10 protein-coding genes are annotated in these 13,635 nt (G+C 69.8%); 8 read left to right on the top strand and 2 right to left on the bottom strand.

The genetic code is table 11. The features are described 5' to 3' along the window. The first annotated feature begins 14 nt into the window (after window positions 1-14). Both OG439_RS26440 and OG439_RS26445 read left to right on the top strand, forming a co-directional pair. Window positions 15-893 carry a class I SAM-dependent methyltransferase gene (locus OG439_RS26440; protein ID WP_326943521.1) on the top strand — a complete coding sequence of 293 codons (879 nt, stop codon included), beginning with the start codon at window positions 15-17 and terminating at the stop codon, window positions 891-893. Between the two features lie 4 nt (window positions 894-897). After that, window positions 898-2,652, top strand: a complete 1,755-nt coding sequence (locus OG439_RS26445) for a choline/carnitine O-acyltransferase (protein WP_326943522.1) — start codon at window positions 898-900, stop codon at window positions 2,650-2,652. On the opposite strand, the gene OG439_RS26450 is transcribed toward OG439_RS26445, so the two are convergent. Together OG439_RS26450 and OG439_RS26455 are read right to left on the bottom strand one after the other, a co-directional pair. Then, entirely contained in the window at window positions 2,618-3,556 is a 939-nt protein-coding gene (locus OG439_RS26450) for an alpha/beta hydrolase (protein WP_326943523.1), read from the bottom strand. The genes OG439_RS26445 and OG439_RS26450 overlap by 35 nt on opposite strands. A 1-nt stretch (window position 3,557) precedes the next feature. Next, entirely contained in the window at window positions 3,558-4,343 is a 786-nt protein-coding gene (locus OG439_RS26455) for a class I SAM-dependent methyltransferase (RefSeq protein WP_326943524.1), read from the bottom strand. Between the two features lie 208 nt (window positions 4,344-4,551). Between OG439_RS26455 and OG439_RS26460 the strand changes: the two genes are divergently transcribed. From OG439_RS26460 to OG439_RS26485, 6 genes are all read left to right on the top strand, one after another. After that, window positions 4,552-6,873, top strand: coding sequence for a discoidin domain-containing protein (locus OG439_RS26460; RefSeq protein WP_326943525.1), 2,322 nt, complete (start codon window positions 4,552-4,554; stop codon window positions 6,871-6,873). A gap of 23 nt (window positions 6,874-6,896) precedes the next feature. Then, a complete protein-coding gene (locus OG439_RS26465; protein ID WP_326943526.1) occupies window positions 6,897-9,089 on the top strand; it encodes a discoidin domain-containing protein in 2,193 nt (730 codons plus the stop codon). Between the two features lie 88 nt (window positions 9,090-9,177). Further along, window positions 9,178-10,185 carry a LacI family DNA-binding transcriptional regulator gene (locus OG439_RS26470; protein ID WP_247055644.1) on the top strand — a complete coding sequence of 336 codons (1,008 nt, stop codon included), beginning with the start codon at window positions 9,178-9,180 and terminating at the stop codon, window positions 10,183-10,185. 230 nt (window positions 10,186-10,415) lie between these two features. Further along, the gene (locus tag OG439_RS26475; RefSeq protein WP_326943527.1) at window positions 10,416-11,792 is read left to right on the top strand and encodes an ABC transporter substrate-binding protein; all 1,377 of its coding nucleotides are present in this window, start codon (window positions 10,416-10,418) and stop codon (window positions 11,790-11,792) included. Next, window positions 11,770-12,744, top strand: coding sequence for a carbohydrate ABC transporter permease (locus OG439_RS26480; RefSeq protein ID WP_247055648.1), 975 nt, complete (start codon window positions 11,770-11,772; stop codon window positions 12,742-12,744). Before OG439_RS26475 ends, OG439_RS26480 begins: the two co-directional genes overlap by 23 nt. Then, on the top strand, window positions 12,741-13,610 hold the full coding sequence (locus OG439_RS26485; protein ID WP_247055650.1) for a carbohydrate ABC transporter permease: 870 nt from the start codon (window positions 12,741-12,743) through the stop codon (window positions 13,608-13,610). Before OG439_RS26480 ends, OG439_RS26485 begins: the two co-directional genes overlap by 4 nt. The last annotated feature ends 25 nt before the right edge of the window (window positions 13,611-13,635 follow it).

The following is a 13,635-nucleotide window of genomic DNA, read 5'->3' on the forward strand; positions in this document are numbered from 1 at the left end:
TAGGAGCCTGGCCCGTGCCTTTCGACTCGACCGGCAAGATCTCGTTCGACCACATTTACACCGCGCCCGACCCCCGTCCGTTCTTCGGAACGTTGCAGCGCGTGGATTACCAGATTCCGCAACTGGCGAAGCCGTACTTCACGAAACTGATCGAGGAATACCAGGCGGAACGCGGAATCGCGCGGCCGACCGTGCTCGACGTCGGCTGTTCCTACGGCGTCAACAGCGCGTTGCTGCGGTGCGAAACGACCCTGGACGACCTCTACGAGCAGTACACCGCGCCCGGCGTCGAGAGCCTCGGCCGCACCGCCCTGCTCGAGCGCGACCAGCGGCTCGTGCGCAGCCGCGCGACCTCCGACGGTGCCCGGTTCTTCGGCCTCGACGCCGCGGGGGCGGCGCTGGACTACGCGCGTGAAGCGGGCTTCCTGGACGAGACGATCTACGCCGACTTCGAGCGCTACGACCCGGACGAGAAGCAGCAGGCGCTCCTCGATCAGGTGGATCTCGTCGTGTCGACCGGCTGTGTCGGCTACGTCACCGAGAAGACGATCGCCCGGATCGCGCGCGGCTCCCGGCCGTGGATGGCGCACTTCGTGCTCCGGATGTTCTCCTACGACCCGGTCGCGGAAAGCCTCGCCGAGCTGGGCTACGAGACCGCGGCCATCGACGGCGTCTACCGCCAGCGGCGGTTCGCCTCTACCGAGGAACAGGAGCACATCCTCGACGCGCTGGGCACCGCCGGCGTCGATCCCGAAGGGCTCGAGGCCGAAGGCTGGCTCTACGCGCAGCTGTATGTTTCCCGACCGAAGAAGGGCGCGGCCGCCGGGCTCGCGTCCACGCTCAACGCCGTCGCCACCGAAGACGAAGAAACCGCACCCGACGAACGAGGATGACAGAGTGAGCAGTCCGGAATGGTCCCCCCGCACGTTCGGCAACGAGGACCGGCTTCCCCGGGTCCCCGTGCCCGCTCTGGCCGACAGCGGCCGCCGCTTCCTGGAATGGTGCGGTCCGCTGCTGACGCCGGACGAGCTGGCGGAGACCGAAGCGGCGGTCGCGGGCTTCCTCGCGCCCGGCAGCCCGGCCCACGAACTGCAGGCCGCGCTGGAGGAGTACGACCGGTCACCCGGCGTGCACAGCTGGCTGGACACCTTCTGGCCGTACCGCTACCTCGGCCGCCGCGACCGGATCGCGCTCAACGCCAACTTCTTCTTCCTGTTCGCCGAGTCGCCGCTGGGCCAGGTGGAACGCGCGGCCGAGCTGACCGCGTCCGCCGTGGACTACAAGCTGCGGCTCGACGACGAACTGGTGCCGCCGGTGCCCGTGCGCGGCACGCCGCAGTCGATGGTGCAGCACAAGTTCCTGTTCTCGGCCACGCGCATCCCGGGCGAGGAGCTGGACAGCGCGCGGACGCCGTACCGCGACGGCTGGGAAGGGCCGTCGCGGGCGCGGCACGTCGTGGTGTTCCACCGGAACACGCCGTTCCGGATGGACGTCGTCGCCGAAGACGGCCGGCCGTACTCCGCCGAGCAGCTCGCTGACGGCCTGCGGGCGATCCTCAAGGACGACCACGCCACGGATGTGCCCGCCGGCCACTTCACCACCAAGGCCCGCGCGGAGTGGGCGGCCAGCCGTCAGGCGCTGATCGACGCGGGCAACGCCGAAGCTCTCGAGACCCTCGAGACGGCGTTGTTCTGCGTCTGCCTGGACGACGTCACGCCGTCGACCACGCTCGAAGCCGCGGACCAGCTGCTGTACGGCGCCAACCGCTGGTACGACAAGGCCGTCTCGCTGATCGTGTTCGAGGACGGCACCGCCGGGATCAACGTCGAGCACTGCGAACTCGACGGCACCACGATCCTCGGCTTCACCGACGCGCTGCTGAGCGGGGAACGGCTGCCGCGTGACACCTCCGACGGCGTCCCGGGGTTCGAGCCGGTCGAGTTCACCCTGACCGACGCCCTCCGCGAGGACGCCCGCGCCGCCGGGGAGTCCTTCGCGGCGTACGCGGACGCGACGGCCACGCAGACCGTGTCGTTCGACTTCGGCGCCAACCGCGTGAAGGAGCTGGGGATGTCCCCCGACGCCTTCGCGCAGATGGCCTACCAGCTCGCGCACAAGCGCGCGAAGGGCCTGACGGGCGCGACGTACGAGTCGATCGCCACCCGGCAGTTCCGCAACGGCCGGACCGAGGCCATGCGCGTCGTGACGCCGGAGGTCTTCCGGTTCGTCGCCGCGATGGAGGACGGCTCGCCCGAGGAGAAGCGGGAAGCGTTCCGCACGGCGGCCGCGAAGCACGTCTCGCGGGCGAAGGAGTGCCAGGCCGGTGACGCGCCCGAGCAGCACCTGTGGGAGCTGCAGCTGATCGCCAAGCGCCGCGGCGACACGGAGACGCCGGCGCTGTACAGCTCGCCGGGCTGGCTGAAGATGCGCGACGACTACCTGAGCACCAGCTCGGCGCCGTCGGTCAACATCCAGTACTTCGGCTTCGGCTCGACGAGCCCGCAGTGCATCGGCATCGCGTACGTGCTGCTGCCGGACCGCTGGAACCTCTACCTCAGCACGCCGAAGCACGTGTCGTCGGAGATGTACCGCTTCGCCGACGAACTCGCGAAGGCCGTCAGCGAGCTGCAGGAGCTGCTGGCCGGCGGCTGAGCAAGCCGCGCAACCAGCTCAGCCGGGCGGCCCGCGCCGCCCGGCTGAGTGCGGTGTCGGGGGCCAGCGACTCGAAGCCGTGGAACCCACCGGGCCACACGTGCAGTTCCGCCTCGCCACCCGCCTGCCAGAGGCGGCTCGCGTAGCCGACCACCTCGTCGCGGAACGTCTCGGCCGTGCCGACGTCCAGGAACGCCGGCGGCAGCCCGGAAAGGTCGGTCGCGCGGGCCGGTGCGGCGTACGGCGGGACGTCGCGAAGGTCTCCCAGGTACGCCGCCCAGCCGACGTTGTTGGCCGTGCGGTCCCACAGGCCGCGGCCGTCGAGGTCGAGCGCCGACGGCGTGTTGTCGCGGTCGTCGAGCATCGGGCAGATCAGCAGCTGCCCGGCGAGCTCCGGCCCGCCGCGGTCGCGGGCGAGCAGGGTCGTGGCCGCCGCCAGCCCGCCACCCGCGCTGACGCCACCGATCACGATCGGACCGGCGAGCCGCCCGGCCGTCCACGACAGGCCGGCGTAGCAGTCTTCGACCGGCGCCGGGTACGGGTGCTCGGGCGCGAGCCGGTAACCCGGCGAAACGATCGTGACGCCGAGTTCCCCGGCCCAGCGCAGCACGTTCGGCACGTCCGGGCCGAGGTGGCTGCCGACGATCAGGCCGCCGCCGTGGATGTAGTAGAGGACACCGCGGCTCTCGGGCGGGCGCGCGACCAGCAACGGCACCTCCCCCGTGTGCTCCTCCGCGAACTCGAACCCCGGGTGCGCCGCGGCCAGTTCGTCGACGGTCTGCTCGGCACCGGCGACGAACTCACGGCGCGCGGTGATGTCGTCCGGCGTGCTCAGCGGCGGACGGGCCGCCCGCAGCTGTTCGACGATCGGCGCCAGTTCCGGGTCGAACGGCGGTGGCGGCACGTCAGGCCCCCTCGGGGACCGAGACGACCAGCACGAGCGAGCCGTCGAACGTCGGCTGCTCGCGGAACCGGCCGTAGCGGCGTTCCCACGTGCCGTCGTCGAGGTCGTGGCGCAGCTCGGCGGCGAAGCGGTGGTGCACCCGGTCGTCGACGAAGCTCCACGCCGAGCACGACAGCCGCGCGCCTGGATCGAGGAGCCGCTCGGGGCGCGCGTAGTAGGCCTCGTTGAAGCCGTCGGTGCAGTCGATCGGCACCGGGACGCCGATGATCGAGGTGTGGCCGCCGAGCCCGTCGGCGATGTCGTCGACCGGCGGGTAGCGCCGCGCCTCGGTCTCGATCACCTCGGGCGCGTAGTCGAGCAGCCAGAACCGCCGCAGCAGCGCGGGATCGCAGGTCAGGATGGCGACCGGGCCGCGGGTGACCCGGCGGACCTCCTTCAGCCCGGTCCACAGGTCGTTCCACTGGTGGACGCTGAACGTGCTCATCGCGCCCTCGAACGCCCGGTCCGGGAACGGCAGCTTCTCGGCGACCGCGTCGATCGCGGGCGGCAGGCCATCGGGCCGTTGCGCGCGCATCGACGCCGACGGCTCGACCGCCGTCACCTCGCGGTCGTGCGGCTCGTAGGCGCCGGCGCCCGCGCCGACGTTGAGGACGGTCCGCGCCTCGCCGAGCGCGTCGAGGACGTACTGCCCGATCCGCGGGTCCGGCACGCGGTAGTCCGTGTACACCCCGCCGATCGCGCCGTAGTCGGCGTCACCGGCGCTTCCGTCGGCACGTCGCTCAATCATGGGCTCAAAACTAGCAGCGGCCTGGGGATCCACGACGCCGGTGGCGCTGCTCCGCCCGACGGAAACCGACGTCCGGCATCCGGCGCAGCCGTCAGTTTCTGTCGCAAATTTGCGTAAGTTCGTTCATCTATTGCGTTATCTTGTCCCGGATTCGTATGATCCAGGTCACAAGGGTCCCCACCTGCACTCGACGAGGAGTTGCTGCTCCATGTCTCCCCATCCTGTCTTCAGCGCGCCCCGAAGTGCCCCCGTCCCCCGCCGGCGCGCGAGATTCGGCGCGCTGGCCGCCGCCGTCGCCGCCGCGACCGGCCTGACCGTCATCACCCTGGCCGCGGCCCCCGCGAGTTCGGCGCTCGCCGCCGGGCGCGGCGCGACCGTGCCGTTCCTCGAACAGGAGGCCGAGACCGCCGCGACCAACGGCACGGTCATCGGCCCCGACCGCAACTCCGGCACCCTCGCCGGTGAGGCGTCCGGCCGCAAAGCCGTGACGCTGGGCGGTCAAGGCAAGTACGTCGAATTCACGCTCACCGCGCCGGCCAACTCGATCGACTTCCGGTTCAGCCTCCCGGACTCCGGGAACGGCACCGGCACGAGCGGCTCGATCTCGTTGTACGTCAACGGTTCCCACAACCGCGACGTCGCGCTGACGTCGAAGTACGCCTGGTACTACGGCTCGTACCCGTTCACCAACACCCCGGGTGACGGCCACGCGCACCACTTCTACGACGAGACCCGCGCGTTGCTGGGCACGAACTACCCGGCAGGCACCAAGATCAAGCTGCAGGTCGACGCGGGCGACGTCACGACCTCGACGATCGACCTGGCCGACTTCGAGCAGGTCGGCGCGGCCGCGGCCAAGCCGGCGAACTCGGTGTCCGTCACCGACTACGGCGCCACCGCGGGCGACACGAGCGACGACGCGGGCGCGTTCGACGCCGCCGTCGCCGCGGCGAAGAGCCAGGGCAAGGAGGTCTGGATCCCGTCCGGGACCTTCACCCTCGGCCACCACATCACCGTCGACCAGGTGACGATCCGCGGCGCCGGCCCGTGGTACTCCGTGCTGACCGGTCCGCGCGCCGGCATCTTCGGCAAGGGCGAACCGGGCAGCTGCGGGACGTCGACGTACCCCGGCAACAGCGCCGTCCCGGGCACGAGCAGCGCGGTCAAGCTGTACGACTTCGCGATCATCGGCCAGGTCGACGCCCGCGTCGACTGCGACCAGTCCAACGCCATCGGCGGCGCCCTGGGCGGCGGCTCGGTCGTGCAGAACCTGTGGCTGCAGCACACGAAGGTCGGGCTGTGGCTCGACGGGCCGTTCGACGGGCTCACCGTGTCCGGCAACCGGATCCTCGACCAGACCGCCGACGGGCTGAACCTGCACCAGGGCATCAGCAACGTCACCGTGACGAACAACTTCCTGCGCAACACCGGCGACGACGGCCTGGCCATGTGGTCCGAGCACGACGCCGACCACAACAACACGTTCTCCTTCAACACCGTGCTGCTGCCGATCCTCGCCAACAACATCGCGATCTACGGCGGGCGCGACAACACGGTGTCCGACAACGTCGTGGCCGACACCCAGGACCAGGGCGGCGGCATCCACATCGCCAACCGGTTCAGCGCGGTGCCCCTGGCCGGGACGACGACCGTCGCGCGCAACACCGCCATCCGCACCGGCGTGCTCGACTCGAACTGGCAGTTCGGCGTCGGCGCCCTGTGGTTCGACGGCCGCGACGGCGCCATCACCGGCCGCGTCGACGTCACCGACCTCGACCTGCTGGACAACAACTACGAGGCCATCCAGTTCATCGACAGCCAGACCACGGACGTGCACTTCACGAACGTCAAGATCACCGGAGCGGGCACGTTCGCCTGGCAGCTGCAGGCCAAGCCGACCGGCACGGTGAAGAACGTCGTCGCGACCGGGATCGGCCGCGCGGGCGTCTACAACTGCATGGGCCCCGACGCCCTGACCGGGCTCGTCGACCAGGGCGGCAACTCCGGCTGGAGCACGACGTTCTGCGGCTCGTGGCCGACGCCGGTGTACGGCTCGGACAACGGCGGCACGACCACGCCGACGACCCCGACCACACCCACCACCCCGCCGACCACCACCACGACGACGACCCCGCCGACCGGGAACCTGGCGCTGCACAAGGCGATCAGCGCGTCGGCGTCGCAGGGCGGTTTCCCGCCGGGCAACGCGGTCGACGGCGACGCGAACTCGTACTGGGAGAGCGCGAACAACGCGTTCCCGCAGACGCTGACCGTCGACTTCGGCGCCACGGTTTCGGTGTCGCGGCTGGTGCTGAAGCTGCCGCCGCCGTCCGCGTGGGGCACCCGCACGCAGACGATCGCGGTCGACGGCGTCAAGGCCGCGGCGGGCTACACCTTCAACCCGGCGACCGGCAACACCGCGACGATCACCTTCCCGGCGACGTCCGTGCGCACCCTGCGGCTGACCTTCACCGGCAACACCGGCTGGCCGGCGGGACAGCTGTCCGAACTCGAAGCCTATTCGTCCTGAACTCAGCTAGAGAGGTGACGACGATGTCCCCATCACCACGGCGCCGCGCGGCGCTGCTGGCCGCGGCCCTCGCCGCGTCCGGCCTGACTGTCCTGTTCAGCGGCACTCCCGCGGCCGCGGCGACCTGCCCGACGACGGCGTCCGGCGGCGCGAGCGTGCCGTTCCGGACGGTCGAGGCCGAGTGCTCGGCGACCAACGGCGCGGCCGTCGGCCCCGACTACACGCAGGCCAGCATCGCTTCGGAGGCGTCCGGGCGCCAAGCCGTCCGGATCGGGTCCGGCCAGTACGTCGAGTTCACGCTGCCGGCGGCGGCGAACTCGATCAACGTCCACTACAACATCCCAGACGGCTCGTCCGGGCAGCTTTCGGTGTACGTCGGCGGCACCAAGCTCGGCAGCGGGCTGTCCGTGACGTCGCGGTACTCCTATGTGGACACCGGCTTCATCACGGGCTCGAAGACGCACCACTTCTTCGACGACGCCCGGCTGCTCTTCGGCCAGAACGCGGCCCAGGGCACGAAGGTCCGCGTCCAGGCCGACTCCGGTGACGTCGGCCAGGCGACCATCGACCTGGCCGACTTCGAGCAGGTCGGCGGCGCGGGCGCGAAACCGGCCAACGCCCTGTCCGTGACGGACTACGGCGCCACGGCGAACGACTCCTCCGACGACACCCAGGCGTTCCGCAACGGCTTGTCGGCGGCGCGGTCGCAGGGCAAGGAGCTGTTCGTGCCGTCCGGCCGGTTCGAGATCGGGTCGGCGCTGCAGATCGACCAGACCACCGTCCGGGGCGCCGGTCCGTGGTACACGGTGTTGCACGGCAACAACATCTTCAACAACGGCGGCGCGTCCGGGAACATCAAGCTGTACGACTTCGCGGTGTTCGGTGACGTGACCGAGCGCAACGACGGCAGCCCGGACAACGCGTTCCACGGCGTTCTCGGCAACGGCTCGGTCGTGAGCGGCCTGTGGATCCAGAACACCAAGTGCGGGCTGTGGCTGATGAGCGGCGCGTCCTCGAACCTCACCATCGAGAACAACCGCATCCAGGACACGCAGGCCGACGGCGTCAACTTCGACGGCGCCGTCACGAACTCGGCGTTGCGCAACAACTACCTGCGCAACAACGGCGACGACGGCCTCGCGCTCTGGTCCAACGGCCAGGCCGACTCGGGCAACACGATCGCGAACAACACGGTCGTGCAGCCCAACCTGGCCAACGGCATCGCGCTCTACGGCGGGTCGAACAACACCGTCAGCGGCAACCTGGTGCAGGACACCAACGCGCTCGGCGGCGGCTACCTGGTGGCGAACCGGTTCAGCTCGGTGCCGCTCGGCGGCACGGTGACGCTGTCGAACAACACCGCGCTGCGGGCCGGGGCGCTCGACCCGAACTGGCAGTTCGGTGTCGGCGCGCTGTGGTTCGACGCGCGTGACCAGGCGATCACCGGCGTGACGATCCGGGTCACCGGGTTTACCGCGATCCAGAGCCCGTACGAGGCGATCCAGTTCATCGACGGCAACGGCGCCGGCAAGCAGATCCAGGGCGTCACGATCGACGGCGTCTCGGTGCAGGGCGTGGGCACGTTCGTGGCGCAGTCGCAGACGCAGGGGTCAGTGTCGATCAGCAACCTGAGCGCGTCCGGCGTCGGCGTCACCGGCACGTACAACTGCCCGTACCCGTCGTCGATCCCGAGGATGACGTTCGGCGGCTCGGGCAACAGCGGCTGGACCGGCACGTGGAGCGACTGCTCGACCTGGCCCGCGCCGAACTCCGGCCCGCAGCAGCCGCCGCAGTCGGGCAGCAACATCGCGCGGGGCAAGGCGATCAGCTCGTCGTCGTCCCAGGGCGGGTTCCCGCCGGGCAACGCCAACGACGGCAACGCGGACTCGTACTGGGAGAGCGCGAACAACGCGTTCCCGCAGACGCTGACCGTGGACCTGGGCGCGGCCGCGTCGATCAACAAGGTGACGCTCAAGCTGCCGCCGTCGTCGGCGTGGGGTGCGCGCACCCAGACGGTGACGGTCTCGGGCAGCACGGACGGCGGCTCGTACACGACGCTGGTCGGCTCGCGCGGTTACGCGTTCGACCCGGCGTCGGGCAACACGGCGTCGGCGTCGTTCTCGGCGACGCCGCAGCGCTTCGTGCGGCTGACGTTCACCGGCAACACCGGCTGGCCCGCCGGCCAGGTGTCCGAGTTCGAGGTGGCGGCTTCGTAACTCCGGACTGACGACAAGCCCGTCCCGGCTCCTGACACCGGGACGGGCTTGTCTTACTTTTGCGCGCAGTTGCTGTAAAGTTTCACTCATGACGCGTCGTCTTGCCGAAGTCGCCCGCCAGGTCGGGGTCAGTGAAGCCACGGTCAGCCGGGTGCTCAACGGGCGGTCGGGGGTGTCCGCCAGCACCCGCGCCGCCGTGCTCACCGCGCTCGACGTGATGGGTTACGAGCGGCCCACCCAGCTGCGCGGCGAGCGCGCCCGCCTGGTCGGGCTCGTGCTCCCCGAACTGCAGAACCCGATTTTCCCGGCCCTGGCCGAGATCATGGGCAACGCGCTCGCGCAACAGGGCTTCACCCCCGTCCTTTGTACCCGGACGGCGGGCGGAGTGTCGGAAGCGGAGTACGTCGAGCTGCTCCTGCAGCAGCAGGTGTCGGGCGTGGTGTTCGCCGGCGGGCTCTACGCGCAGTCCGACGCGGTGCACTCGCACTACCACCACCTGGTCGAGCGGCGGCTCCCGACGGTGCTGATCAACGCGGCCGTCGACCACCTCGGGCTGCCCCAGGTGTCGTGCGATGACGCCGTCGCCGTCGAGCAGGTCGTCGGGCACCTCAGCTCGCTCGGGCACGAGAAGATCGGGCTGGTGCTCGGGCCGACCGACCACGTGCCGTCGAAGCGCAAGCTGGAGGCGTTCCAGGCGTACGCGGCGAAGCTCGGCCTGCCGGTGCTCGACGAGCTGGTCGAGCACGGGATGTTCTCCATCGAAGGCGGCCACGCGGCGGCGGCCCGGCTCTACCCCCGCGGCGCGACCGCGGTGCTCTGCGCCAGCGACCTGCTGGCCCTGGGCGCGGTCCGCGCGGCCCGCCGGCAGGGCCTGTCGGTGCCCGACGACGTCTCGGTGGTCGGCTACGACGACTCGGCCCTGATGAACTGCACCGACCCGCCCCTGACGACCACCCGCCAGCCGATCGAGGCGATGGGCCGCGCGGTGGTCGAGCTGCTGGTCAAGCGCATCAACGGCGGCGAGGTGGCGGCCGAGGAGCTGCTGTTCGCGCCAGAACTCGTGGTGCGCGGCTCGACGGCCCGCCGCATCGCCTGACCCCGCGTCACCCCCAGGCGCGACGGCTTCCGGGCCGTCGCGCCTTTTCGCGCGCCCGGGACACGCTGGAGCGTTCGGCGGTACCCATTCCACCCGCTTCTCTTCGCCAGCACGTTCGCGTCCTGTTCGTAACTTGCAAAGTCTCGTCGGCTTATTGCGTCGATCCGGTCTCACACTTTAGAGTGACCGCAATCACGTGACAGCCGTCGCGACCCGAGAAGAGGCTTGAGATGAGCAGTCCCTGGTCCCGATCCTTGCCCCGCCGGATGTTCTGCCTGCTGGCCGCAGGTGGCCTCGCACTGGGGGTGGCCGCCTGCGGTGACGACGGCAACGCCGCCGCGCCCGGGGGCAAGGTGAAGATCACGGTCACCGGCCAGCCGCCCACCAGCCAGCCGTTCGAGCGCGGCGTCTTCGACGCCGACGTCAAGGAGTTCGAGGCATCCCACCCGAACATCCAGATCGAGCCCCACGAGGGGTTCATGGACCCGAAGACGTTCTCCGCGAAGCTCGCCGGCGGCCAGCTCGAAGACGTCTACTACGTCTACTTCACCGACCCGGCGCAGATCATCACGCGGCATCAAGCCGCGGACATCACGGAAGCGTCGAAGAGCGTTCCGCACATCGGCGACATCAAGCCGGAACTGCTGGACAACTTCCGTGACGCGAGCGGCAAGCTCTACGGCCTGCCGACGATGAACTACACGATGGGCCTGGTCTACAGCCGCCCGCTGTTCCAGAAGGCCGGGCTCGACCCGAACAAGCCGCCGACGACCTGGGACGAGGTCCGCGACGACGCGAAGAAGATCGCCGCGCTGGGCAACGGCACCGTCGGGTACGCCGACTACAGCAAGAACAACCAGGGTGGCTGGCACATGACCAGCTGGCTGTACTCGATGGGCGGCGACATCGCCCGCAAGGACGGCGACAAGTGGGTCGCCGACTTCGACAACGAGAAGGGCAAGCAGGCCCTGCAGTACCTGCACGACATGCGCTGGACCGACAACTCCATGGGCGCCAAGCAGCTGCTGGAAGCCACGGACGTGCAGCGGATGATGGGTGCCGGCCAGCTCGGCATGTACATGGCCGCGCCGGACAACATCCCGACGCTGGTCAAGCAGTTCAACGGCAAGTACGAGGACTACGGCGTCGCGGGCATGCCCGGCGGGCAGGGCACCCTGCTCGGCGGCGAAGGCTACATGCTGAACCCGAAGGCGTCGCCGGAGAAGATCAAGGCCGGCCTCGAGTGGATCCAGTGGAAGTACCTCAACCCGGACCGCTTCGAGAAGCACATCCAGCAGTACGTCGACGGCAAGCAGCCGGTCGGCCTGCCCGCCGAGCCGACCCCGGACGTCTGGCAGGGCGCGGTGCGTGACCAGCAGCTGGCCCTGAAGGCCAAGTTCGCCAACGTCCCGGCCACGAACTACCAGTCCTACGTGGACACGACCAGCAAGATCAAGGGCAGCATCGAGCCGCCCAACGCGCAACAGGTGTACGCCGCCCTCGACAGCGTCATGCAGGCGGTGCTCACGGACCAGAACGCGAACATCGACCAGCAGCTGTCGTCCGCTTCGTCGAAGGTCAACAGTGTCCTCGCCCAGGTCAAGTAGCCTCCTCGCCTGGCCCGCGACGTCTTCGTCGCGGGCCAGGCGCCCGGCCGCGTCCCCGGCCGAGCGCCGCCGCGTCCGGTTGCGCCGCAAGCTGAAGGAGAACCTCACCGCGTACGGCCTGCTCTGCGCCGCTCTCCTGGTGTTCGCGATGTTCTCCTGGTACCCGATCGTGCGGGGCGTGCTGCTGAGCTTCCAGCAGGTCGACTTCGTCAACGCGCCGACGTGGGTCGGGTTCGACAACTTCAGCCGCCTGTTCGACGACCCGCTGTTCGGCGTCGCGTGGCGCAACACGCTCCTGTTCACCGGGCTCGCGCTGGTGTTCGGGTTCGCCGTCCCGTTCCTCACCGCGGTGCTGCTGAACGAGATCCGGCACGCCAAGGCGTTCTTCCGGCTCGCGGTGTACCTGCCGGTGATGCTGCCGCCGGTCGTCACCGCGCTGATGTGGAAGTGGTTCTACGACCCGGGTCCCGGCCTGTTCAACTCCGCGCTCGGCGCGGTGGGCCTGCCCGGCGGCCAGTGGCTCGACTCCTCCACCACCGCGATGCTGTCGCTGGTCTTCGTCTCCACCTGGGCCAACATGGGCAGCACCACGCTGATCTACCTGGCCGCGCTCGGCACGATCCCCGGCGAGCTGTACGAAGCCGCGGAGCTCGACGGCGCCGGGATGTGGCAGCGGCTGCGGCACGTCACGTTCCCGCAGACCCGGTTCGTGCTGCTGGTGCTCCTGCTGCTGCAGATCGTCGCGACGATGCAGGTGTTCACCGAGCCGTACGTGATGACCGGCGGCGGGCCGGACGACTCGACGGTCACCGTGCTCCTGCTGCTCTACCGGTACGCCTTCGTCTACAACGACTTCGGCTCGGCGAGTGCGATGAGCCTGCTGCTGTTCATCGCGCTGGGCGTGTTCTCGGCGTGGTACGTCCGGCTGACGCGGAAGGCGGACCAGTCATGAGGACCCTCGTCTCCCCCGGCGCGTTGCGCAGCCGGCGCGGCAAGGCCGTCTACGCCGTGATCTTCGCCTGCACGCTCGCGGTGTTCATCCTGGCGTTCATGTTCCCGCTGTACTGGGTGATCACCGGGGCGATGAAGTCACCGCAGGAGCTGGCGCAGACGCCGGCGACGCTCATCCCGCGCGACTGGCACCCGGAGACCTTCGGCGAGGCGTGGGACCAGCTGAGCCTGGGCAAGTACTTCCTCAACACGCTGATCGTCGCCGGCGGTGCGTGGCTGGCGCAGCTGGCCATCGACGTGCCGGCCGCGTTCGCGCTGTCGAAGCTGCGCCCGAAGTTCGGCAACGTCGTGCTGGGCCTGATGCTGGCGACGCTGATGCTGCCGGCCACGGCCCTGCTGGTGCCGACGTACGTGACGGTGACCGACCTGCCGCTGCTGCACCTCAACCTGATCAACTCGCCGACCGCGGTCTGGCTGCCCGCGGCGGCGAACGCGTTCAACATCTACCTGCTGAAGCGGTTCTTCGACCAGATCCCGGACGAGCTGATCGAAGCGGCGCGCATCGACGGCGCCGGGCCGGTGCGCACGCTCTGGCGGATCATCCTGCCGATCTCGCGGCCGATCCTGGCCGTGGTGTCGATCCTCGCGGTGGTCACCGCGTGGAAGGACTTCATCTGGCCGCTGCTGGTGTTCCCGGACACCGAAAAGCAGACCCTCTCGGTGATGCTGCAACGGGTGGCGATCGACATGCCGCTCAACGTGCTCGTCGCCGGGATGGTGCTGGCCAGCCTGCCGATGGTGGCGCTGTTCCTGGCGTTCCAGCGGCAGATCCTCGCCGGGCTGACCGCCGGCGCCGTCAAGGGCTGAAGCCGCGCCCGGGGTTTCCACGACT

Source organism: Amycolatopsis sp. NBC_01307, from assembly GCF_035975215.1.
In the GTDB taxonomy this organism is placed as follows: domain Bacteria; phylum Actinomycetota; class Actinomycetes; order Mycobacteriales; family Pseudonocardiaceae; genus Amycolatopsis.

Excerpts from the sequence above, each read along its gene's own strand:
- OG439_RS26455 (WP_326943524.1), bottom strand. The coding sequence starts at position 4,343 with ATGATTGAGCGACGTGCCGACGGAAGCGCCGGTGACGCCGACTACGGC.
- OG439_RS26460 (WP_326943525.1), top strand. The coding sequence starts at position 4,552 with ATGTCTCCCCATCCTGTCTTCAGCGCGCCCCGAAGTGCCCCCGTCCCC.
- OG439_RS26465 (WP_326943526.1), top strand. The coding sequence starts at position 6,897 with ATGTCCCCATCACCACGGCGCCGCGCGGCGCTGCTGGCCGCGGCCCTC.
- OG439_RS26470 (WP_247055644.1), top strand. The coding sequence starts at position 9,178 with ATGACGCGTCGTCTTGCCGAAGTCGCCCGCCAGGTCGGGGTCAGTGAA.
- OG439_RS26475 (WP_326943527.1), top strand. The coding sequence starts at position 10,416 with ATGAGCAGTCCCTGGTCCCGATCCTTGCCCCGCCGGATGTTCTGCCTG.
- OG439_RS26485 (WP_247055650.1), top strand. The coding sequence starts at position 12,741 with ATGAGGACCCTCGTCTCCCCCGGCGCGTTGCGCAGCCGGCGCGGCAAG.